Raw genomic sequence first — 21,729 nt, 5'->3', positions numbered from 1 at the left:
GGGGTGGTCATGCTAATCAGCACGGAAAGTGCCCGTAGCAACAGCGCGGATACCCGACTGGCCTGTACGCTTGCCGCTGCCGCAGGCGCACTGAATACCGCAGCCTTTGAGATCGTCGGTTTTTTTTCAGCCAACATGACCGGTAATGTCTCGCTGCTGTCCGATCATCTGGCAAAAGCGAATCTGGGGCCTGGCCTGTTTTTTTTGTCGATCGTTCTTCTGTTTATTGCGGGTTCCCTGTTTTCAACGCTGATCATTAATGCCGGGCACCGCAGAAATATCCGCACCATCTATGCCTTTGTCATCCTGATTGAGGGCGGCGCGCTGATTGCACTGGGGGTGATTGAAAATCACTTTCCGCCGCAGTCGCCTGGTGTAGTGTTAATCATGAGCCTGAGCTTTTTAATGGGGCTGCAGAATGCGGTGGTGACGCGGATCTCCAATGCCCGCGTTCGCACTACCCATATCTCCGGCACGGCGACCGATATCGGGATTGAGCTGGCAATGCTGTTTGAGGTGCTGCGGCGCACAGCGTCACCGAAAGAGGCGCCGCTCTATCTGAGCCGGCTGCGACTGCACTGTCTGACCCTGCTTTCTTTCCTTGCAGGAGGGATAGCCGGAATCGGGCTTTACCGGCTGCTTAGCTACGATTTCCTGCTGCCAGTAGGGTTCGGGTTAATCTGTCTGGCGCTGAATGCCATCTTTACTAAGCCAGCAAAACAACAGGGCGCGATGATTTAAGTGCGCTACCCTCACTGATGCGTAAACCAGGGCGGCGCGTAGTGTTGATTTCATCGATCCGCCTGTGCAAATGAACCGTGCGGTTAAAACATCCGAGCCTGCGCGGGGTAACATTCAGCCTTATACTCTGGTTGATCCTGCGAACGAGACAGTAATGCGAACAGCCTTCAACCTGCTGATGGATAATTAACATCGACATTAAACAACTCATTTACTTGTGTAACCTGGAACGTGAACGCCATTTCGGGCGGGCCGCGGAAGCCAGTTTTGTTACGCAGCCAACCCTCTCTATGCGCCTGAAAAATCTTGAGCGCGAGCTGGGCCTGCCGCTGATTAACCGCAGCAATAACTTTGCCGGATTTACCCCAGAGGGCGACCGTGTGCTGGCGTGGGCGCGGGAAATCGTTTCGGTCTATCAGGGGCTGAAGCTGGAAGTGGAATCGCTGAAACATGGGGTGAACGGTACGCTGCGGGTTGGCGTGGTGCCGCAGTGCAGCATGGCACTGCCGCTGCTGCTGAAAGCGGTGCAGGCGCGTTATCCTCAGCTCGACTATCGCATTGCGGTACTCAGTGCTGACCAGTTGCTGGAAGCGCTCAACAGCCACACCGTGGATGTCGGGATCGGTTTTTTCGAGATGGCAACCCTGCGTGAACTCCATTTTCAGACCGAGATGCTGGCAGATCGGGGCGTTGAAGCCATATTCCATCCCGACCATTTCCCTGAGCTGGTGGGGGAAACCGCGCTGACGCTTGATGAAGTGGCACAACAGCCGCTCTGCCTGGCGGAGCCGACGCGTTATTTCCGGCGTTATCTTGATATGGCTTTTCGCGAGGCGGCGCTGGTACCCCGGGTGATCGTAGAGAGCGCCTCTGTCATGCAACTGATGCAATGCGCGCAGGTCGGTCTCGGGCTGCTGGTGTCGCCGGTCGGTCATCTCCTATCCGCTTCATTACAGGGGCTGCAGCAGCGCGCTATTACGCTGCCGCCGATGGCGCGCCAGGCGGCGCTGGTCATCGCTGAGCCTGGCCGTGCCACACCGCTTGCACAGCACTTTTTCGACGAAGCGCGCGGTCTGCTGCCGGTTTAACGCGGTTACTGCGATTCGCCCAGGGCGTAAAACAGGCGGCTGTTCCAGTTGCCTATCGCCACGCTCTGTATCAGCGCGAACAGCGCATCAGCTTCCCAGCCCGCCTCCATTAGCGGCTGCAGATGGGCCGCGCTGAAACGCTCTGGCGAACGGGTCAGCTGCGCCGCCAGCGCAATAATCTGCTGCTCTTCCTCTTTTGCCGCCGCGTCATCCACGCCCTCAATTAAGATCTCATTTCCGGCCAGCAGCCGGAACGCCCAGCGACTGCCCAGAATACGGGCGGCCGTCGCTTCAGCCAGAGTATTGTCCTGAGTAAGATGCTGACGCAGTTGCGCCCAGCCATAGAGCACTGAGGGATCGTGTGCCAGCAGCCATACCGCGTCCTGCATTCCCGGCAGCGACTGACAGCGGGTAATGGCAGCGAGCTGCTCAGCACTGGCATACCGCAACTCCAGCGGTTTCAGCACCGGCTGCCAGCGGGCAGGATGATCAAAACCTGTGGCCTCTGCATCGGGTGGTGCAGTGCTGCCGGGCAGCCAGCGTACCGGCTGTGCCTGCAGCGCCTGTAAACCGGCGACCACCCGCGCCTGATAACTGACAAAGCCGATCACCTGATTCAGCGTCACAATATCGGGCTCTGTCAGGCCGACTGCATCCAGGGCAGTGATTGCGCTGGCGCTGATCAGCTCAGGCTGCATCGCCAGCTGGCGTGCATACTGCGTAATCTGGGTGAGGCGATTATTACTTTCACGTGAGGAGTCGGGCCCGGGCAACGGATTGAGGCGGGCAGAGTAGTGATTACACAGCCGCTGTACACCCGCCACCTGCGCCACCGTCAGCGCCGTGCTGAGGCGATCGTAAAGCGTTAAGGTATGCGTGAGTGTGGTGACGACGCGGTCGGGGAACAGCAGCTGTGCCAGATCGCGCGCCGCCAGCAGGGCGGGCTGATTGGTGCGCAGCAGTGACTGCACCACGTTGTCATCGGCGTAACATCCCAGCAAAAAACGGTCATCGATATGGGCGGCCTCGGGCACCAGCGGTGCGGCCTGTGAGGTACGTGGACTGGTCTGGCTCTCGTAAAACCAGTGGTTATGGCCCGGATAGCGGCGTTGTTCCATGATCAATCCTTTTGCAAATTCGGGTTCGGTATGCAGGCGGCAGAATCTGAAAATGTGCATAAACCGAAGGGCAGGCTTATCGTCGCTGATGGCCAGTCCGGGGCAAAAGATTGATCGGTGATAATTAATAGCGTTACGGTATAACGGCAGCGAAATCAGGCAGGAAGGGCGAGGCGGGAGCAAAGAGAAGGGCGAGCCAGGCTCACCCTTGCAGAACTTATTTCAGTTCCAGTTCGTTCATTGCGGCGATGCTGAAGCCGCCATCAACGTGTACCACTTCACCGGTGATGCCGCCAGCCAGGTCAGAGCAGAGGAATGCTGCTGAGTTGCCGACATCTTCGATGGTAACGGTACGGCGAATCGGGGTGACCGCTTCGCAGTGTGCCAGCATCTTACGGAAATCTTTGATGCCTGATGCTGCCAGGGTGCGGATTGGACCGGCAGAAACGGCGTTAACACGCACGCCTTCCGGGCCCATGGCGTTTGCCATGTAGCGCACGTTGGCTTCCAGCGACGCTTTCGCCAGACCCATCACGTTGTAGTTCGGGATCGCGCGCTCAGCACCCAGGTAAGAGAGTGTCAGCAGCGCAGAGTGTGGATTCAGCATCTCGCGGCACTCTTTGGCCATCGCGACGAAGCTGTAAGCACTGATGTCATGCGCGATTTTAAAGCCTTCGCGGGTAACGGCGTTCACGTAGTCGCCAACCAGCTGCTCGCCAGGGGGCGAAACCGATAGAGTGAACGAAACCGTCAAATTTCGGCCAGGTTTTTGCCAGTTCAGTGAACAGAGATTTGATGCTCTCATCTTCGGCTACGTCACATGGCAGCACGATGTCTGAACCCAAATCTTTGGCAAACTCTTCCACACGACCTTTTAATTTGTCGTTCTGGTAGGTGAAAGCCAGTTCTGCGCCCTGTTTGTGCATCGCCTGTGCAATACCGTAGGCGATGGAAAGTTTACTGGCAACGCCAGTAATCAGAATGCGCTTACCGGAAAGAAAACCCATAGCTGTAATCCTTATGGTCATTGTAGTTGGCGGCCGCATGGTTAAAAAGTGAGCGACCGACGTTAATCGACGTGCGGATTCTAGCACATTCGCTTTACATAGTTAATCAAGACAGTTGGTCAAAATATAAGTTGAACTATCAAAATACTTAAGAAAAAATGATGCCAGAAAGTCTGGGTGGAAGTGGCTTAATCCAATGAAATTGAGAAAATTGCAATAATATTAAGGAGTTTTGATGAGTGCTGATAGCCTTTTGAGTGCTGGTGCTGAGTCTTTTGGTAAAATTATCAAAAGTGACAGTAGGTTTGTTATTCCGATGTATCAACGAGACTATTCTTGGGAGGAAGCAAATTGGGAAGATTTATGGAACGATATTGAAGCAAACAGGACTGTTGAATCCAAACACTACATGGGATCAGTTGTCCTTATACCGAGAGAAAAGAAAAGTTTTGAAGTCATTGATGGACAGCAGAGATTAACAACCCTTTCACTAGTTATTTTATCTGCTATAGGGATTGTTAATGATATGATTGAGCAGGGGACTGATATTGAAGAAAATCAGCAAAGAAAAGATATTCTGATGGATAATTATATTGGTAAAAAATCATTATCTTCATTAACTACAATAAACAAGCTTAAGCTTAATGAAAATAATGATCCATTTTTTACAACGTTTCTTCTCCCATTGAGAAAGCCAGTAAATCTTAGAAACCAATTAAAAAGTAACAAACAACTTTATTCTTGCTATCTTTTCTTTAAAGATAAACTCCAGAAAGAGATTGTGAATTCTGGAGGAGTTGCATCTCTTATCGATTTTGTGGAATATATTTCTGACAACCTGCTTTTCATAAAAATCACTGCGACAACTGATCTCAGTGCATTTTTGATATTTGAGACTTTAAATGACAGAGGTTTGGAGTTGTCTGTTACGGATTTACTCAAAAATTATATATTTTCTATTGTGAGTGAAGATGACCGTGAGCATATAAAATATTTATGGGAGTCGATCATTAATCAAGTTTCATATTCTAACTTCCCTAAATTTCTACGACACTCATGGATGGTTACGAAAGGATTGATTCAAGAAAAAGAATTGTTCAAAACAATAAAGCAAGAAGTTAAATCCCCCCTCGCAAGCCTTTGAACTCATGAAACAATTGGAGGGGATGGCTAGTGTTTATTCAGCGTTAAACGAACCAAATAATGAATATTGGGAAAATAATTCAAAGAATAAAAAACACGTTAAAGAACTAGATCTTTTTAAGGTTTCACAATGTTTCCCTTTACTCATGGCTGCTAATCAACATCTTGATAGCGATGAGTTTACGAAAGTATTAAGGATTTGTACAGTTATCTCATTTAGATATTTGATAATATCTGGGCAGAATCCAAATGCCATGGAGAAAATTTATGCAGACACAGCAATTCTTATAAGCTCAGGAAGGATAACTAGGGCTCAGGAAGTTTTTGATAAACTAAAAGGTTTATATATTTCGGATGATGAATTTACAAGAAACTTTGAGGAGAAATCCATTAAGACAAAGCGGTCTGCTAAACTAGCCAGGTATATCCTTTATACAATTGAAAGCCATTTAAGTTCCTCATATAAAGATTATGAAAATGACCCGGGAACATTAGAGCATATCTTACCTGAAAATCCTTCAGTAGATTGGGAGATAGATTTTCCGGTTGACACTCAAGAGAGTTTTATTTATAGAATTGGAAACTTTACTTTACTTGAAGCAAATAAAAATAAGACTGTTGCAAATGGAATGATTAATGTTAAAGCAAAAGCCTATCAAGAAAGTAAATATGAATTATCTAAAAAGTTTGGTTATCAGAGTTGGACCCCGGAGACGATAAGATTGAGGCAGGCTTACTTAGCTAAGCAAGCCAAAGCCGTATGGTCTATTTAACTTAACTTCGAAAAAAATGATGTCTGTACATATAAATACGTATAGACATCATTTAGTCCGCCGCCAGGCTTCGGCACTCAATGCTTCGCCAAAGTGGCTGCTGATCAGTCGTCGGGTCAGATCGTGCAGCGGGGAGGCCAGTACATCAGCGGTGCCGCCGCGCTCGACCACTTCGCCCTGATGCATCACCAGCACCTTGTCACTGATGTGCTTCATCATCCCCAGATGCTGGGTAACATAAATGTATGCGATACCATGCTCCTCCTGCAGTTCCAGCATCAGATTCACCAGCTGGGAACGCATGGTCATATCCAGTGAGGCCAGCGCTTCATCGGCCACAATCACTTTGGGTTGCAAAATCAACGCGCGGGCCAGCCCCAGACGCTGCTTCTGACCGGGTGCCAGCATGTGCGGATAATAGCCGGCGTGATCGCGCAGTAATCCCACCTGACGCAGGGTAGCGATAATGCGTTTCTCTCGATCCTCCGCGCTGAGATCGGTATTGAGCCGCAGCGGGAACTCCAGAATCTGGCTGATACGCTGACGCGGATTCAGTGAGGTTGAGGGGTCCTGGAAAATCATGCGGATGCGCTGACTGCGATAGCCATAATCGCCGAAGGTCAGCGGATGATCGTCTATCAGAATATCACCTTCGGTAGGGGCGACCATGCCGCTGAGCATCTTCGCCAGCGTGGACTTGCCGGAGCCATTTTCGCCGATTATCGCCAGCGTCTGCCTCTCGCGTAGGGTAAAACTGACCGACTTCACCGCCTCAACGTGCTGACGGCGGAACAGGCCCGTGCGATAGCGAAAGGTTTTACTCAGGTTGCGCACTTCCAGCAGGGTCTCCATGCTACTGGCCCTCCATATTCAGCGGGAAATGACAGGCATAAAGATGCGTTTTGCTGCCGGTGAGCCGTGGCGTTTCAATACATTTGCGCTGCGCATAAGGGCAACGTGGCCCCAGACGACAGCCAATCGGCAGGCTCTCCAGCGACGGGATCGCCCCTGACAGGGTATTGAGACGGCTTTTGTGCGGCAGGGATCGTCCAAAATCGGGCATCGCCCGAATCAGCGCCTGAGTATAAGGATGGTGCGGCGTACTCATTAAATCTTCGCTCTGGGCGGTTTCTACCGTCTGACCACAGTACATCACGTTGATACGGTCCGCCCACTGGCTCATGGTGCGCAGGTCATGACTGATCAACAGAATGGTGGTGTTGTTATTCTGGTTCAGACGGCTCAGCAGGCGGAAAATCTGCGCCTGCGTAGTGGGTTCCATGGCATTCGTCGGCTCATCGGCAATCAGCAGACGCGGCTGATTAGCCAGCGCAATCGCGATCATGACTTTCTGGCATTCGCCTTCGGTCAGCTCATAGGGGAAGCTGCGCATTAAATCTTTGTGATCTTTAATGCCGACGCGATGCAGCAGTTCGATGGCGCGGGTTTTGCGCCAGAACCAGAAGCGTTTCAGCCACGGACCTTTATACGTCCAGCGCGGGATCACCTGCATCAGCTGACGACCGATGCTTTCAGAGGGATCCAGACAGGATTGCGGCTCCTGAAAAATCATCGAGACGTTATGTCCGATAATGCGGCGGCGCTCGCGCGACGACAGGCGCAGCAGGTCGACATCATCAAATACCATGCGATCGGCGGTGACACGCCAGTTATCGTTAGTTACGCCGCAGATCGCCTTGGCAACCAGACTCTTACCGGAGCCGGACTCACCGACCAGGCCACGGATTTCACCTTCGCCCAGCGTCAGATTGACGCGATCGACCGCTTTGACCGGTCCGTCAGCGGTCATAAATTCAATGGTCAGATTACGGATATCGAGTAACGGCATTTATTCCACTCCCGCTTCGACGGCGCGACGTATGCCGTCACCGAGCAGGTTAACAATTAATACGCTGACCATCAGCGCCACACCCGGCAGCATAACGGTCCAGGGGGGCGACGTAGATCAGCTCCAGCGAATCACCCAGCATCGCTCCCCATTCGGGCGAAGGCAGCTGCGCGCCCAGATCGAGAAATCCGAGTGCGGCAATATCCAGAATCGCCATCGATAGCGCGCGGGTAATTTCGGTGATCAGCAACGGTAAAATGTTAGGCAAAATGGCGTAGCGCAGGATGTTGCGGCCTCTGGCACCGTCAAGACGTGCCGCCACCACATACTCTTTTTCCAGCTCATCATGCACGGCACTGTAAATCTCGCGCACCAGACGTGGAATCAGCGCCAGCCAGACCGCCAGCAATGCATGCTCGAGTCGTGGTCCGAGAAACGCCACCACGATAATCGCCAGTAACAGCGACGGAATAGAGAGCAGGGTGTCCAGCACGTGGTTCATCACCGCCGAGCGTATGCCATGCGTCATGCCCGCCAGTACGCCCAGCACCAGCGCGCCGAGCGTGGCGAACAGCGTCACCAGAATCGCCGAACCCACCGTCGGGCCCGCACCGCTCAGCAGGCGGCTCAGCACATCCCGACCCAGATCGTCGGTGCCGAGAAAGAAGGAAACATCGCCATAATGTGACCAGGATGGCGGCAGCAACTGATAACCCAGGAACTGCTGATCGATATCGTATGGCGCTATCAGCCCGCCAAACAGACAGAGCAGCAGCAGTGCGCCAAAGCCATACAGCCCGACCATCGAAATCGGGTTGCCATAGAAATGGTGCCAGCTCTGACGAAACGCGCTGGGCAGGCGTTTTTCGGCGTAGATATTATCGGAGGGCATACGCTTTCACTTTATTGTGCTTGAGTTCGGACAACGTTTCTTTATAAAAATCATTCATATCAGAGGGTTATCCTAAGGACATGCTTTATGTTTCTTTATCATGGCTGACTCTGAGTAGCGGTAATTTATGTGTTTTGTGTACGCCTCTGCGTAGACGCAAAGAAGATGTACACATTGCAGACAGACACTAAGCTCAGGAAAGCGCTGGGTAAGCGCCGCGACAAAGCAGAGGTTATCTTCAACTCGTCCGGACTGAATGTCAGGCTCTCCATTCGAGGCGGCGTGACATTTTTCTACCGTTAGCGCTGGGAGGGTTAGCCCGTCAGCTGTCTACAGGGGATTATCCGTCGATATCCCTGTTACAGGCAAGGAAACGGCGTCAGCAATTTCGGCTCTGGATTGCAAAGGGTTATGATCCGCGTCGGCATATCATCCTGAACAGCCTGAAAAAAGTTATATTCACCTCCGGATAACAGGCAATAAAAACCGCCCTGTTGGGCGGCGGAGTAGATCTTAGCGGAGGCTACGCTGGCCGGACACTGGCCTTTGTCGGGTGTCCGTCAGGCCCATCGTCATGGGTGTGGTCAGGATCCGGCTCAATGATTACGATATAATCTTTACCTATCCCATCGCGCGTTAACGTCACTAAATCTCCGGCCACAGGTTTGGTGTCAAACTCATGTTCCTCTTCAACGCCGGTATCTTCAAAAATTACAGCGAATTTCATTTTTCGTCCTCTTTCTGATAAACCGCGTCGTTACCGCGAGGTTTGTTGCTGACGCCTACTTAAAGAATTTTAGACTATCCTGAAAATATCAGGCATCTCAGTGGATTACTTCATGCCGATATTATGCGCGATTACCGACTGGCTTCAGGTGTCCCGGTGTTCAGACCGCTGTGGAAGCATGCCCGCCTGGCGGTTTCAGGTGCAGACGCTATGCGCGAATGGCTCACTACTGAAACCCTGCCGGAACCCGCACAGGAAATCGTTCATGATGCTGCATGAGTAATACACCGTAAATCTTCCACGGAAGACGGATCATCCAACACCTAAGACGTTCGCCTCAACAGAGATCACTTTTTGTGCAGCATTGACAGATTCTTCATCATTTCCTGATTGTTCATTGATGACTTTGAGGGATAGTCTCGTGCTGAGATAGAGCCTTTTACTAAAGGAGATAAATCGGTGACGAGAATAAAATGAAAGGAGCTTAGACAAGGGAATTGCAAACGATCAATATAGAATTAAATTTTGTGTGATAATGGATTTGAATTAAAAGAGACCGCAAAAAACGCAAAAGGGGGATGGCATGACAGATAAAAACTTCTTTAATGCATTAATAAAATGGATTGATGATCATGCGGATGAAAAAATAACCCTGGATAAAGTTGCTAAAAAAAAGTGGATATTCAAAATGGCACCTTAACAGAATGTTCACAAAACATTGCGGAGTCAGCCTCGGGAAATATATTAATAACACCAGAATGCAGGCGGCCTCGCTGAGTTTAAGGTTTACTGAAGCCACTATTGCAGAGGTAGCTGATCAGTTCAACTACGACTCACAGCAAACGTTCACGCGCGCCTTCTCGCGACATTTTGGTATGCCTCCTGGCATCTGGCGAGTCACTGATGCTGCAAAAAAAATCAGATAAAAACTCTCTCTGCTTCCCCAGCGATGACACCATTTTCAGGCAGAGGTTAATAGCTTACGTAATGCCGTAGGTTTACCGGATTGTATCCGCAGCAAATTATTATCTACAGGACGGCGGGGAAGGACCGCGATGCATAAAAAATTAAAATCGGCCCTGAGATTAAACGTTTTATCTTTAAACACCCTTCATGGGTGCCTGGCAATTCAGGAACGCGCCGTTTTGTGCTAATTTTCAGCCGCTCTGTTGCAGAAAATAAGCCTGATTCCTAAGAAAGATTAAAAAAATTATTTTCCCCGTGGAGTGCGCATCCGCCCAGCGAAGCTTATACGTCCATTCTTTATCAAGTGAACCGATTGAAAGCCTCATCTCCTTGCCCGTCTGTTTACAGAAGTCCCTTGCCGCACCAATGTTTTTCCACATAAGTAAACTTCCCGGGCTAAGGTCCGAATATTTCATGTTAACGCCGCCGTTTGGCACATCAAAATAGATGATGTGTTCACTCTCAGCCATGAAGAGCAGATCCATCGCGCATGGCTCGTTCCCAACAAAAAGAATATAGCCGAAGAGCATCCTTTTCATGGCAATAATAAGCGTGATCAGGTTCTCTCTGGAATAACAGGTTATGCTGTCAGAGAAACGGGATTTAAAAAGGAAGATATAATAGTCTGCCAGCTCTTCAGGGCTGAATTGATTCATATCACAGCAGCGGCCACCCGCACGTATGAACCGGTTGTATTCGTTGCGGCGATTTTTTTCTGTTTTAACTGAATAGCTCTCTTTTACAAAGCACACTTTATTTTTTCGGGCAAAAGAAAAGTTAAAATTTATGAAATTGTGCTTGTTGAAATGTGACATTTTATTGGTTCTTTCAGGGAAACACATAGAGGCATTTTTAGCCGCCGGCACCATGATCTCATCATAAGATAGCGGGAATTTTTTCCATTGATCGACACCTATCTGTGAGTGATCCAGCAGGGCATACGCGGCAATATAGCCACCTTGCTTTTCTTTATGAAAATACGTTGCTTCATGACCTGTGCGAGATGAGAAAAACCTGATCACGTCAGGATGCATATTAACACTCCCGCCAAAACGGTTAAAACAGTGCTCATAAATGCCAGCGTCGGATTTTTCCCAGCCGTAAAGCATTCTTTTGAAGTGGCTCATATAAATGTTAAACCTGATAGTCGCTCTGATAAATCGAGTTAAAAGATGGTTCCTGAATGTCAGCCGCCCTATATTATTTTGTTTCCTGTCACTAACTCCGGACAGATGGTCTCTGCTGTAACATTTTAATCAGGGCATTATGCATTTATTTTATCAACGTAAAGACAAGGAAATATCAAGAATCTATCAAGCGATGTCGTTTTATTGCTTTATATTTGTGAGGGCTGCCTGACATTTATATCAAGTTTATCTGAGTCACCCGCGTAATAGCCTGACCGGGTGACTTCATTCTCTTTCAAACAATCCGCTGGCTCTGCTCCCGGCGATGCTTGTGATAATCCTCATCACACTCGCTTGAACAGAAAGCAGTTTCAGCCACTACGGGCTCATCTTTACACCAGATGCATAAGCCGTTTGGGCTTTTAAGTTTGGCCTTACGAGCTGCCAGAGAGGCAGCGAGATGCGCTTCTTCACGCTCCTGTGCCAGATCAACTTCATCCATAAATGTTCATCTCCTCATTAATGTTTACGCTTCGAACTTAAATCGGTTTCTGCAGGAACAATATTCGTGTACATCAATTCCTGCTTGCAGCACGACTTCTGAAAGACAAAAGTCATATGTTTATTCTATGTTTGCCTTAGCGCCCTGAGCGTTAGCGCAGGGCATACCATTCCTTATGTTTCAGCGGATTCATGGCCGCACCAATCACGTCAGAAATCACATTGACCAGAATCACCAGCCCGCCAATCACCATCACGCCAGCGGAGATCGCCGCGTAATCCTGCTGTCGAATCGCGTTGATCAGCCAGCGTCCCAGACCCGGCCAGTTAAAGACCATCTCGGTGATCATCGCCAGCGTCAGCATGGTGGAAAATTGCAGGCCCAGACGCGGGATCACCGGCGGCAGCGCATTGTGCAGCACGTGGCGGCGGATCACGGTAAACGGCGAAAGACCCCGCGTGGCCGCCGCTTTGACATAATTTTTGTCCATCACGTCGCTGGTGCTGTTGCGTAGCAGGCGGATCACTTCCGTCGTCGGCGCCATCGCCAGCACCAGCACCGGTAAAATCAGGTGGTTCAGGACGCTGATTATCATCTCATGTCGCCAGGGCGAAGGACTCATCCAGGCATCAATCAGCGCAAAGCCAGTGACACTCTGCACCGGATAGAGCAGGTCGTGACGACCGGACACCGGCAGCCAGCCCAGCGTCAGCGAGAAGAACAGCGTCAGCAGCAGCGCCAGCCAGAAAATTGGCGCAGAAAAGCCAATCAGCGCCAGTGCACTGATGGTTTTGTCCTGCCATTTATTGCGCATCACGCCGGCACAGATCCCCAGCGGGATCCCGACCAGCAGCGCGAACAGAAACGCCAGGATGCACAACTCCATGGTGGCCGGGAAAACCTCACGCAGTTGCAGGCCAATCTCCTGACCGTTGGTGCTGGAGACGCCGAAATCAAACTGCAGCATCCCTTTAAACCAGAACCACCAGGCGTCCGAGAGCGCCGCGCCTTCCAGCGGGGCGTCAGGCGTAAAGTAGCTCAGGCTGAAGCTCACCAGCGACAGCAGAAACAGGGTAATGATCAGTAGCAGCAGGCGCCGCAAAATATAGATAATCACTTACTTTTCCTTATCGCTTTCACGATAAACCCCGGCAAACGAGGCGTTGCCAAACGGACTCAGGACCAGCCCTTTAATATCATGACGAAACGCCTGCAGTCGCAGAGAGGATGCCAGCGGCAGCACCGGCAACTCCTGCGCCAGAATCTGCTGCGCTTTGTCATAACTGTCGATGCGGCCAGAGAGTTGTTGTGATAACAGCGCATTCTGCAGCGTTTCGTCAAAGGCCGGCGAGCACCAGTGCGCGTAATTGGTCTGCGAGCGAATCGCCGCACAACTGAGCAGCGGCCGGAAGAAACTGTCTGGATCGTTACTGTCGGTGGCCCAGCCTGACAGTGTCAGATCATGATTCATCGCCATCAGCTGCGCCTCCTGAAAACGGCCCTCAACCGGCACAATGGTCAGCCGGACGCCGACCTGCGCCAGATCCGCCTGCAACAGTTCGGCGGTTTTCAGCGGGCTGGGATTCCACGACTGCGACGCGGCAGGCACCACCAGCCGCAGATGCAGATCGCTGATGCCCAGAGCCGCCAGTGCGGCACGGGACTTCTCCGGATCATAGCTGGTGATGCGCGCATCATTATCATATGCCCATGAGGCGCGAGGTAATATCGAGGCGGCGGTTTCGGCGGTGCCGTAATAGATTGACTCCATCAACCGCTCATTGTTGATCGCCAGCGCCAGCGCGTGACGCACCTCAGGGCGGTCGAGCGGCGGCTTACGGGTATTAAAGGCCAGATAGGCGATGTTCATGCCGGGACGCAGCGTCATCCGCAGGCGCGGGTCATCGCGCAGGATGGTGAGCTGGCTGGCCGCGGGATAGGCAAGCACGTCACATTCACCGGTCAGAAGCTTGGAAAGCCGCCCGGTGCCGCCCGAGCCGAGATCGATCACCGCCTGTTGCAGACGCGGCACCCCTTTCCAGTAGTGAGGATTGCGCGCCAGGCGGATGTACTGACCGGTGCGGTATTCGCTGAGCTGATAAGGACCGGTGCCAACCGGTTGTCTGTCCATCTCTTCCTGCCGGCCCTGCGCGGTAAGCTGGTCGGCATACTCTTTCGACAGCACTGGTGCATAGTGGGTCGCCATGTGCCACAGGAACGACGCATCCGGGCTGTTTAACCTGAACTCAACCGTCCTGTTATCGATTTTCTTCACGCTCTGCACGGAGTCGGAGAATTGCAGACTGTCAAAGTAGGGATAGTTGCCGCCGTTGACGTTGTGCCAGGGGTGATTGCGGTCAAACATCCGGGCGAAGCTGAACACGACATCGTCGGCGTTCAGCGCCCGGGTGGGGCGGAACTGATTCGTCTGCTGAAACTGCACGCCGCTGCGCAGATGAAAGCGATACGTTGCGCCGTTATCGCGCACTTCCCAGCTGGACGCCAGATCGGGCTTGAGACGATAGGTGTAAGGATCGACATCCAGCAGGCGGTCATAGAGTTGTGCCGCCAGCGTATCGACAGTCAGCCCGCTGCTGGCCATCTGCGGATTAAAGGTGTTCAGCGTGCCGCTGACGCAATAGACGAAGCCGGTCTGGCGGATATCACTCGCAGGCGCTGACCACGCAGGGGCACTCAACACGCTGAGGCTTAGCAACAGCGAACATATTAGTTTTGACATAGAACTCAACGATTTTGAGGCATTAAACAGAGTGTATCGCAAAGCGGGCATTGTCCCAAAACCTGCAACCGCTGCCAGACTGATTTTCATCATCGCGGCGGTAAAAAAGAGCGTACAGAAGGTGTGGTAATGAGAAAAATTCTCAATAACTTGTTTACAGATGATAATAAGAATGATTATTATTCATCTGCGCTTCGACGGTAGCTCTGCCGAAGAAGAGCACGACATTGCTCACATTGCTTCCAGTATCGTTGCCCGCCTGTTGGCGGGCTTTTTTTTGGCTTTTGCAGAGTGGCATGTCTGCCTGGACGGGGAAGGGAAAGCTGCTGAAAGAGCCGGCGCTTTGAATGCGGTGTAGCGATGAAAAAAGGGAGAGAAAAGTGAGGTAATGCTGATGTTATCTCTGCTGGCCTCCCGTTTAACTAAGCGGGTCCTGAATTAAACCGCACTTAACTATTACAAAAACGCAGGTACTATAAGCTCATCTTCTGGTCACCCATTCCTGGCAATGAATAAATTCCAAAAAAACGTTCAGGCTTTTCAGCATACATCCTTTCGCTATCTCTTTTTTTGGACGCCTGTTCACCGTGCTGGGCAATGGGATTGCACCCATTGCGCTGGCTTTCGCGGTACTGGATATTGGCGGGTCTGCTTCTGATTTAGGGATAGTGGTTGCGTCCCGTTCACTGTGTAACGTGCTTTTCCTGCTGGTGGGCGGTGTGGTCGCCGATCGCTACTCACGCAGTCGGGTATTAGTTTCATCGGCAGTAGTTGCCGCTGTTTCTCAGGCTATCGTCGCCTGGTCTGTACTCGATGGCTCCGCAACTGTCATTAGCCTGACTTTGCTGGGTGCCCTGAATGGTGCGGCGGCAGGCATCGCACTGCCTGCATCGTCTGCGCTGGTTCCGCAGGTAGTTCCTGCAACGGATTTGCGTCAGGCTAACGCGTTAATTCAGCTGGGTATTTATGGCGGTACAGTAATGGGGGCATCGCTGGGGGGGAATTATCACCAGCGCTGTCGGGCCGGGCTGGGGGCTGGCAATTGATGCGCTGGGTTTTGCTGTTTCCGCGCCGCTCTATTTCCTGATCCGTGTGAAATCGAATAAAGCCGCGGATTCGCAAGGCAATATCCTGCGCGATATCAAAGAAGGCTGGGCAGAGTTCGCCGGACGAAGCTGGATTTGGTCGATAGTCCTTCAGTTCGCCATTATCAACGTCGCGTTCAATGGAATTGTAGAGGTATTTGGCCCGATGATTGCCGACGCCTCTTTCGGGCGGGCGCGATGGGGAATTATTGTGGCTGCTCATAGCGTAGGTTTAATTGCAGGTTCATTTCTGGCCATGAAATGGCATCCACGTCGTGACCTTCTGATTGGCGCGATGCTGGCGGGTCTTTGCGCACTTCCAATATTTATGCTGAGCCAGAATGCGTCAGCAGCACTGCTGATAGTGGGATTCTTCATTGCTGGCATGTCATTGGGCCTGTTCGGCGTAACCTGGGCGCACTCATTACAGACTCATATCCCACCGGATAAGCTGGCTCGCGTGTACGCTTATGATGCGATGGGTTCCTTTATCGCCATTCCCTTTGGACAACTGGTCGCGGGGCCGCTGGCAACACACTTTGGTATGAGTGCTGTATTGCTGATGTCAGCGCTGGCCGTGGTGATGGCTACCGCTGGCGTCGGTCTGGTTCCTGCCATCAGGCAACCTGAAAAAATGGGGACTAAGTCGCACAGCACATAATGGATAGGTGGCTCAACGTGAAAAAAAGCCCGGTTTATACCGGGTTGTTAATTCACAAAGCAGAGAAAAATCATAGGTTGGGGCGGCGTTAATTAACTCTCTGCTTTTATATCGTGCTTCTTCATCATTGCGCGCAACTGATGATAGGTGACGCCTAATAAGCCAGCCGCACGGCGTTGGTTATAACGTGCCTGTTGCAGGCTGGCTTCCACCAGATCCCGCTCCTGCTGATTCTGCCATTGACGCAGATCCAGCGGCAGGGCAGGCAGCGCGCTGCTATCCGCCTCCTGACTGGTCCGGATGACAGCAATCGGTTCAGGGCGTGAAGCAAACGGGTTGATAATCACATTATCCAGCGGCTGCTCGCTGCTGTTATGACGATAGACCGAGCGCTCCACCACATTTTTAAGTTCGCGAACGTTGCCGGGCCAGTGGTAATCAAGCAGAGCCTGCTGTGCCCGTGGGGTAAAGCCGGGAAAAAGTAACAGGCCGAGCTCGCGACACATCTGGATAGCGAAATGGTCGGCCATCACCAGTATATCGCTGCGTCGTTCGCGCAGTGGCGGTAACTGCACCACATCAAAGGCCAGACGATCCAGCAAATCGGCGCGGAATTTTCCCGCCGCCGCCAGCGCGGGCAGGTCTTCGTTGGTCGCACAGACCAGTCGCACATTTACCTGCAGGGAGTGATTGCCGCCGACCCGCTCCAGCTGTCCATATTCAATTACCCTGAGCAGCTTTTCCTGAACCAGCATTGGTGCCGTTGCCAGCTCATCGAGAAACAGCGTGCCGCCGTCAGCACGCTCAAAACGGCCAAGATGGCGCTTCTGCGCCCCGGTAAAGGCGCCAGCCTCATGACCAAACAGTTCAGAATCGAGCAGGTTTTCATTCAGCGCGGCACAGTTCAGCGAGATAAACGGCCCCTGCCAGCGGTCAGAGAGATAGTGCAGTCGGCTGGCAATCAGCTCTTTGCCCGTTCCACGCTCACCAATCACCAGTACCGGTTTCTCAAGGGGAGCCAGTTTGGAAACCTGCTCCAGCACCTCAAGAAAATTGTTCGACTCCCCCCAGAAGATTATCGCTAGTGCCTGTCATGATGAATTTCGCCACCCCTTAATCATTTTGACTATCTTAAAACAAGCGGGAAGGGCTGTAAAATTTAAAATATGATAAAAATCAATAAATTATAAAATTGGCACGCATTTTGTATTAACTCAGCAGGACTTCACGTTTTAAAACATTAAAAGAGGAACATCATTATGGGTATTTTTTCTCGTTTCGCCGACATCGTTAATGCCAACATTAATTCTCTGCTGGAGCGTGCGGAAGATCCGCAGAAACTGGTCCGGCTGATGATTCAGGAAATGGAAGACACCTTAGTTGAAGTGCGCTCCACCTCTGCACGCGCACTGGCTGAAAAGAAACAGTTGTCACGCCGTATTGATCAGGCGGAGATTCAGCAGGCTGAGTGGCAGGAAAAAGCGGAGCTGGCGCTGCGCAAAGATAAAGATGATCTGGCCCGTTCGGCGCTGATTGAAAAACAGAAACTCACCGATCTTATCGCCTCCCTGAAACAGGAAGTGGGTCATGTTGAAGAGACGCTGGAGCGCATGAAAGGCGAAATCAGCGAGCTGGAGAAAAAACTGAGTGAGACACGCGCCCGTCAGCAGGCGTTGACGCTGCGTCATCAGGCGGCCTCTTCATCACGCGATGTTCGTCGTCAGCTGGACAGCGGTAAGATCGATGAAGCAATGGCACGGTTTGAATCTTTTGAACGTCGCATCGACCATATGGAAGCGGAAGCAGAAAGCCACGGTTTTGGTAAACCAAAGACGCTGAACCAGGAGTTTACTGACCTGAAAGCGGACGATGAAATCAGCGAGCAGCTTAATGCGCTGAAAGCCAAAATGAACCGCAGTGAGTAATCATCGACGTTGCGATAAGTGATTAAGGAGAGTCAATGAGCGCACTTTTTTTCGCCATACCGTTAACGATCTTCGTGTTGTTTGTCGCACCGATCTGGTTATGGCTGCATTACAACAACAAACGCAACGGCGGTTCGGAACTGTCGCAAAGCGAAATCCAGCGCCTGCAGCGCGTGACCCAGGACGCGCAGCGGATGCGCGAACGTATTGACGCGCTGGAAGCGATTCTGGACGCTGAACATCCAAACTGGAGGCAGCCATGATTAAAGGACGCAAGTTGTGGCGCAAGCCAGATGAAGGGAAATTTATGGGTGTCTGCGCAGGCCTGGCAGAGTATCTCGATATTCCGGTTCGTCTGCTGCGTGTCATCGTGGTGTTATCACTGTTCTTTGGCCTGTTTCTCTTTACGGTGATCGCCTACTTTGTGCTGGGTTTTGTACTGGATGTGAAACCCGCCTCTGCCTCCCAGACTGAGCGCCAGCCCAGTGCCAGTGAACTGCTGGATCAGCTGGAGAGCACCCTGCAACGGGATGAGCGCAGCGTGCGCGACCTGGAACGCTATGTGACGTCTGAAACCTTCAGCGTGCGCAGCCGCTTCCGCCAGATTTGATTCTGCTACTGTTATTGCCGGGCCTGTCTCAGGCCCGTTCGCTCACTCAATGGAGGTGTTGATGTCTTTTTCGCGATCCACTGCTTTTCGTCACCGCGCGGCACCTGCATTGAAGTCGGCCGCTAAATTCATCATTATTAATGCTGTTACCTACGGTCCCGCCGGTGTCACTGGCTGGGCAGTGAAATCGGTAGCGCGACGCCCGTTACGTCTGCTGTTGGCTGTGGCGCTTGAGCCATTGCTGAAACGCGTGATGAACCGGGTGGCATCGCGCTTCATCAGGGAGAAAGATGAAAAGACTGCAAACTGAATTGATGGCGTTGATGAACCGTGGCGTTGATCGCCACCTGCGGCTGGCGGTAACCGGATTAAGCCGCAGCGGCAAAACCGCCTTCATCACCTCACTGGTTAATCAGCTTTTAACCGTTCACAGCGGCGCGCGTTTGCCGCTGTTTTCCGTGGTGCGGGATGAGCGCCTGTTAGGCGTAAAGCGGGTACCCCAGCGTGACATGGGCACGGCCCGTTTCACCTATGACGAAGGGCTGGCACAGCTCTACAGCACGCCGCCTGCCTGGCCCACACCCACACGCGGCGTCAGCGAAATGCGCCTGGCGCTGCGTTATCGTCCCAATGATTCGCTGCTGCGTCACCTGAAAGAGACCGCGACACTCTATCTGGAGATTGTCGACTATCCCGGCGAATGGCTGCTGGATCTGCCGATGCTGGCGCAGGATTATCTCGCCTGGTCCCGGCAGATGAACGGTCTGCTGCAGGGCGATCGTGCTGAGTGGGCAAAGCCATGGCGAACCCTCTGCGAAAAACTCGACCCGCTTGCACCCGCCGATGAAACCCAGCTGGCAGAGATTGCCGCTGCCTGGACCGACTATCTGCATCGCTGCAAATCTGAAGGCTTACACTTTATTCAGCCCGGTCGCTTCGTGCTGCCTGGCGATATGGCAGGCGCTCCCGCGCTGCAGTTCTTCCCCTGGCCGACGGCTGATGAAGCGCAACTCACTAAGCTGGCACAGGCGGACAAGGGCAGTAACTTCAGCATGCTGCAGCAGCGGTTTAACTACTACTGTCAGCATGTGGTGAAAGGTTTCTATAAAAATCACTTCCTGCGTTTTGACCGTCAGATTGTGCTGGTTGACTGCCTGCAACCGCTTAACAGCGGACCCCAGGCGTTTAACGACATGCGGCTGGCACTGACGCAGCTGATGCAGAGTTTTCATTACGGTCAGCGAACCCTGTTTCGTCGGCTCTTTTCACCGGTAATCGACAAATTGCTGTTTGCCGCCACCAAGGCCGATCACATCACCAGCGATCAGCACGGCAATATGGTGTCACTGTTGCAGCAGCTGGTGCAGGATGCCTGGCAGAACGCGGCGTTTGAGGGGGATTAGCATGGATTGCATCGGGCTGGCGTCGGTGCAGGCGACGCAGAGCGGGCTGGTCGATCACCGGGGCGAGAAGATCCCGGCCCTGCGCGGAAACCGGCTGGATGATGGTGAGCCGCTCACCGTCTATCCGGGTGAAGTCCCGCCGCGTCTGCCTGGTAATGCCTTCTGGCAACAACAGGGTTTTCAGTTTGAACAGTTCCGGCCGCAGCAGCTTGACGTCGATCGCCCGCTGCCACATATCCGCATGGATGCCGCGCTGGAATTTTTATTGGGAGATAAATTGCGATGAGTGATCCGTTGAAGCCGCGTATCGATTTTGCCCGTCCGCTGGATGAGAGCAGCGCCACGCCGCTGCGCCCGGCACAGACTTTTGAAGCGGAAGCGCAGGCGGCGTTTCTGGCGGTGCAGGATGAAGAAGTCGCTGTCGAAGAGGAGGGCGCAGGTGAACGGGCGGTGGAGGCTGCGCTGAAACCTAAGCGCAGCCTGTGGCGCAAACTGGTGACCGCTGGCGCGCTGCTGTTTGGCGTCAGCGTGATTGCGCAGGGTGTCCAGTGGACACATGACGCCTGGCTGGCCCGCGACTGGTTTTCACTGGGCAGCGGCGTGGCGGGTGGTCTGATCGTCCTGGCGGGTGTGGGTGCGCTGACCACCGAGTGGCGCCGTCTCTATCAGCTGCGTCAGCGCGCCGAGGAGCGGGATGTGGGCCGTGAGCTGCTGCACAGTCATGGCATCGGCAAAGGCCGGGCCTTCTGCGAAAAACTGGCGCAGCAGGCCGAGCTGGATCAGGCGCATCCGGCCCTGCAGCGCTGGCATGCATCGCTGCACGAAACCCACAATGACAGTGAAATTGTCCGTTTATATGCGCAACTGGTGCAGCCGGTGCTGGATCGGCAGGCGCGGCGCGAAATCAGCCGTCATGCTGCTGAAGCCACGCTGATGATTGCGGTCAGCCCGCTGGCGCTGGTGGATATGGCGTTTATCGCCTGGCGTAATCTGCGGCTGGTCAATCGCATCGCGGCTATTTACGGCATTGAGCTGGGTTACTTCAGCCGCATCCGGCTGTTCCGTCTGGTGCTGCTCAACATGGCCTTTGCCGGGGCTTCCGAACTGGTGCGGGAAGTGGGTATGGACTGGATGTCGCAGGATATTGCCGCCCGGCTTTCCACGCGCGCCGCGCAGGGCATTGGCGCGGGTTTGCTGACTGCAAGGCTGGGCATCAAAGCGATGGAGCTGTGCCGTCCACTGCCGTGGCTGGAGCAGGATAAACCACGGCTCGGCGATTTCCGTCGTGAGCTGCTGGGCCAGTTGAAAGAGGCGTTGCAGAAGGGTGGCAATAAGTCAGCCTGACGCTCTCGTGACAAATTAAAGGCGGCAT

The 21,729-nt window shown here is 52.7% G+C and carries 20 protein-coding genes and 6 pseudogenes; 15 read left to right on the top strand and 11 right to left on the bottom strand.

Features of this window, described 5'->3' with window-relative positions; translation table 11 throughout:
- The first annotated feature begins 9 nt into the window (after positions 1-9).
- Positions 10-741, top strand: coding sequence for a YoaK family protein (locus JNO11_RS10320; RefSeq protein ID WP_250327539.1), 732 nt, complete (start codon positions 10-12; stop codon positions 739-741).
- A 191-nt stretch (positions 742-932) separates the two neighbouring features.
- On the top strand, positions 933-1,829 hold the full coding sequence (locus tag JNO11_RS10315) for a LysR family transcriptional regulator (RefSeq protein ID WP_029519092.1): 897 nt from the start codon (positions 933-935) through the stop codon (positions 1,827-1,829).
- Between the two features lie 5 nt (positions 1,830-1,834).
- On the opposite strand, the gene JNO11_RS10310 is transcribed toward JNO11_RS10315, so the two are convergent.
- A complete protein-coding gene (locus JNO11_RS10310; protein WP_207253766.1) occupies positions 1,835-2,947 on the bottom strand; it encodes an oxidoreductase in 1,113 nt (370 codons plus the stop codon).
- A 217-nt stretch (positions 2,948-3,164) separates the two neighbouring features.
- Positions 3,165-3,954: pseudogene (fabI, locus tag JNO11_RS10305) on the bottom strand (enoyl-ACP reductase FabI).
- A 235-nt stretch (positions 3,955-4,189) separates the two neighbouring features.
- Between fabI and JNO11_RS10300 the strand changes: the two are divergent.
- Complete coding sequence (locus tag JNO11_RS10300) at positions 4,190-5,098, top strand: DUF262 domain-containing protein (protein ID WP_325177276.1); 909 nt, start codon at positions 4,190-4,192, stop codon at positions 5,096-5,098.
- Positions 5,099-5,102: 4 nt separating this feature from the next.
- On the top strand, positions 5,103-5,870 hold the full coding sequence (locus JNO11_RS10295) for an HNH endonuclease family protein (RefSeq protein WP_325177275.1): 768 nt from the start codon (positions 5,103-5,105) through the stop codon (positions 5,868-5,870).
- A 48-nt stretch (positions 5,871-5,918) separates the two neighbouring features.
- Here JNO11_RS10295 and sapF read toward each other — a convergent pair whose 3' ends face one another.
- From sapF to sapC, 3 genes and pseudogenes are all read right to left on the bottom strand, one after another.
- Positions 5,919-6,722 (bottom strand): putrescine export ABC transporter ATP-binding protein SapF, encoded by an 804-nt coding sequence (gene sapF, locus JNO11_RS10290; RefSeq protein ID WP_325177274.1) that lies wholly within the window; start codon positions 6,720-6,722, stop codon positions 5,919-5,921.
- Between the two features lies 1 nt (position 6,723).
- Entirely contained in the window at positions 6,724-7,719 is a 996-nt protein-coding gene (sapD, locus tag JNO11_RS10285) for a putrescine export ABC transporter ATP-binding protein SapD (protein ID WP_325177273.1), read from the bottom strand.
- A pseudogene (gene sapC / locus JNO11_RS10280) lies at positions 7,720-8,611 on the bottom strand (putrescine export ABC transporter permease SapC).
- Between the two features lie 174 nt (positions 8,612-8,785).
- On the opposite strand from sapC, the pseudogene JNO11_RS10275 reads away from it, so the two are divergent.
- Positions 8,786-9,066: pseudogene (locus JNO11_RS10275) on the top strand (Arm DNA-binding domain-containing protein); the annotation flags it as partial.
- A gap of 68 nt (positions 9,067-9,134) precedes the next feature.
- Here the strand turns inward: JNO11_RS10275 and JNO11_RS10270 are convergent.
- Positions 9,135-9,338 (bottom strand): hypothetical protein, encoded by a 204-nt coding sequence (locus JNO11_RS10270; protein ID WP_325177272.1) that lies wholly within the window; start codon positions 9,336-9,338, stop codon positions 9,135-9,137.
- Between the two features lie 156 nt (positions 9,339-9,494).
- Between JNO11_RS10270 and JNO11_RS10265 the strand changes: the two genes are divergently transcribed.
- On the top strand, positions 9,495-9,617 hold the full coding sequence (locus JNO11_RS10265) for a hypothetical protein (RefSeq protein WP_257026613.1): 123 nt from the start codon (positions 9,495-9,497) through the stop codon (positions 9,615-9,617).
- Between the two features lie 425 nt (positions 9,618-10,042).
- Positions 10,043-10,264, top strand: a complete 222-nt coding sequence (locus tag JNO11_RS10260; protein WP_325177271.1) for a helix-turn-helix transcriptional regulator — start codon at positions 10,043-10,045, stop codon at positions 10,262-10,264.
- 231 nt (positions 10,265-10,495) lie between these two features.
- On the opposite strand, the gene JNO11_RS10255 is transcribed toward JNO11_RS10260, so the two are convergent.
- The 4 genes from JNO11_RS10255 to sapA all read right to left on the bottom strand — a co-directional run bounded on the left by JNO11_RS10255 (position 10,496) and on the right by sapA (position 14,673).
- Positions 10,496-11,431 carry a hypothetical protein gene (locus JNO11_RS10255; RefSeq protein WP_325177270.1) on the bottom strand — a complete coding sequence of 312 codons (936 nt, stop codon included), beginning with the start codon at positions 11,429-11,431 and terminating at the stop codon, positions 10,496-10,498.
- 295 nt (positions 11,432-11,726) lie between these two features.
- Positions 11,727-11,933, bottom strand: a complete 207-nt coding sequence (locus JNO11_RS10250; protein ID WP_010244571.1) for a hypothetical protein — start codon at positions 11,931-11,933, stop codon at positions 11,727-11,729.
- 151 nt (positions 11,934-12,084) lie between these two features.
- Positions 12,085-13,050, bottom strand: a complete 966-nt coding sequence (gene sapB / locus JNO11_RS10245) for a putrescine export ABC transporter permease SapB (RefSeq protein WP_010244573.1) — start codon at positions 13,048-13,050, stop codon at positions 12,085-12,087.
- Complete coding sequence (gene sapA, locus JNO11_RS10240) at positions 13,051-14,673, bottom strand: ABC transporter substrate-binding protein SapA (RefSeq protein ID WP_325177269.1); 1,623 nt, start codon at positions 14,671-14,673, stop codon at positions 13,051-13,053.
- 172 nt (positions 14,674-14,845) lie between these two features.
- Between sapA and JNO11_RS10235 the strand changes: the two genes are divergently transcribed.
- Together JNO11_RS10235 and JNO11_RS10230 are read left to right on the top strand one after the other, a co-directional pair.
- Positions 14,846-15,031 carry a hypothetical protein gene (locus JNO11_RS10235; RefSeq protein WP_010244578.1) on the top strand — a complete coding sequence of 62 codons (186 nt, stop codon included), beginning with the start codon at positions 14,846-14,848 and terminating at the stop codon, positions 15,029-15,031.
- 150 nt (positions 15,032-15,181) lie between these two features.
- Positions 15,182-16,419: pseudogene (locus JNO11_RS10230) on the top strand (MFS transporter).
- A 92-nt stretch (positions 16,420-16,511) separates the two neighbouring features.
- On the opposite strand, the pseudogene pspF reads toward JNO11_RS10230, so the two are convergent.
- A pseudogene (gene pspF, locus JNO11_RS10225) lies at positions 16,512-17,514 on the bottom strand (phage shock protein operon transcriptional activator).
- A gap of 164 nt (positions 17,515-17,678) precedes the next feature.
- Here pspF and pspA point away from each other — a divergent pair.
- The 6 genes and pseudogenes from pspA (at position 17,679) to JNO11_RS10195 (ending at position 21,701) form a co-directional block, all read left to right on the top strand.
- On the top strand, positions 17,679-18,344 hold the full coding sequence (pspA, locus tag JNO11_RS10220; RefSeq protein WP_010244588.1) for a phage shock protein PspA: 666 nt from the start codon (positions 17,679-17,681) through the stop codon (positions 18,342-18,344).
- Positions 18,345-18,379: 35 nt separating this feature from the next.
- Positions 18,380-18,607, top strand: coding sequence for an envelope stress response membrane protein PspB (pspB, locus tag JNO11_RS10215; RefSeq protein ID WP_010244592.1), 228 nt, complete (start codon positions 18,380-18,382; stop codon positions 18,605-18,607).
- Positions 18,604-18,954, top strand: a complete 351-nt coding sequence (gene pspC, locus JNO11_RS10210) for an envelope stress response membrane protein PspC (protein ID WP_010244595.1) — start codon at positions 18,604-18,606, stop codon at positions 18,952-18,954. Before pspB ends, pspC begins: the two co-directional genes overlap by 4 nt.
- 61 nt (positions 18,955-19,015) lie before the next feature.
- Positions 19,016-19,264 (top strand): phage shock protein PspD, encoded by a 249-nt coding sequence (gene pspD, locus JNO11_RS10205; protein WP_010670225.1) that lies wholly within the window; start codon positions 19,016-19,018, stop codon positions 19,262-19,264.
- Positions 19,245-20,643: pseudogene (locus tag JNO11_RS10200) on the top strand (YcjX family protein). The gene pspD and the pseudogene JNO11_RS10200 overlap by 20 nt, the downstream one beginning before the upstream one ends.
- Complete coding sequence (locus tag JNO11_RS10195) at positions 20,640-21,701, top strand: YcjF family protein (protein ID WP_010244604.1); 1,062 nt, start codon at positions 20,640-20,642, stop codon at positions 21,699-21,701. Before JNO11_RS10200 ends, JNO11_RS10195 begins: the two are co-directional and overlap by 4 nt.
- The last annotated feature ends 28 nt before the right edge of the window (positions 21,702-21,729 follow it).

Origin of the sequence: Pantoea sp. 1B4, from assembly GCF_016925765.1 — a bacterium.
In the GTDB taxonomy this organism is placed as follows: Bacteria; Pseudomonadota; Gammaproteobacteria; order Enterobacterales; family Enterobacteriaceae; genus Pantoea; species Pantoea agglomerans.
Note: the sequence above shows the minus strand (reverse complement) of the source record. Positions and strands in the feature narration are given on the sequence as shown.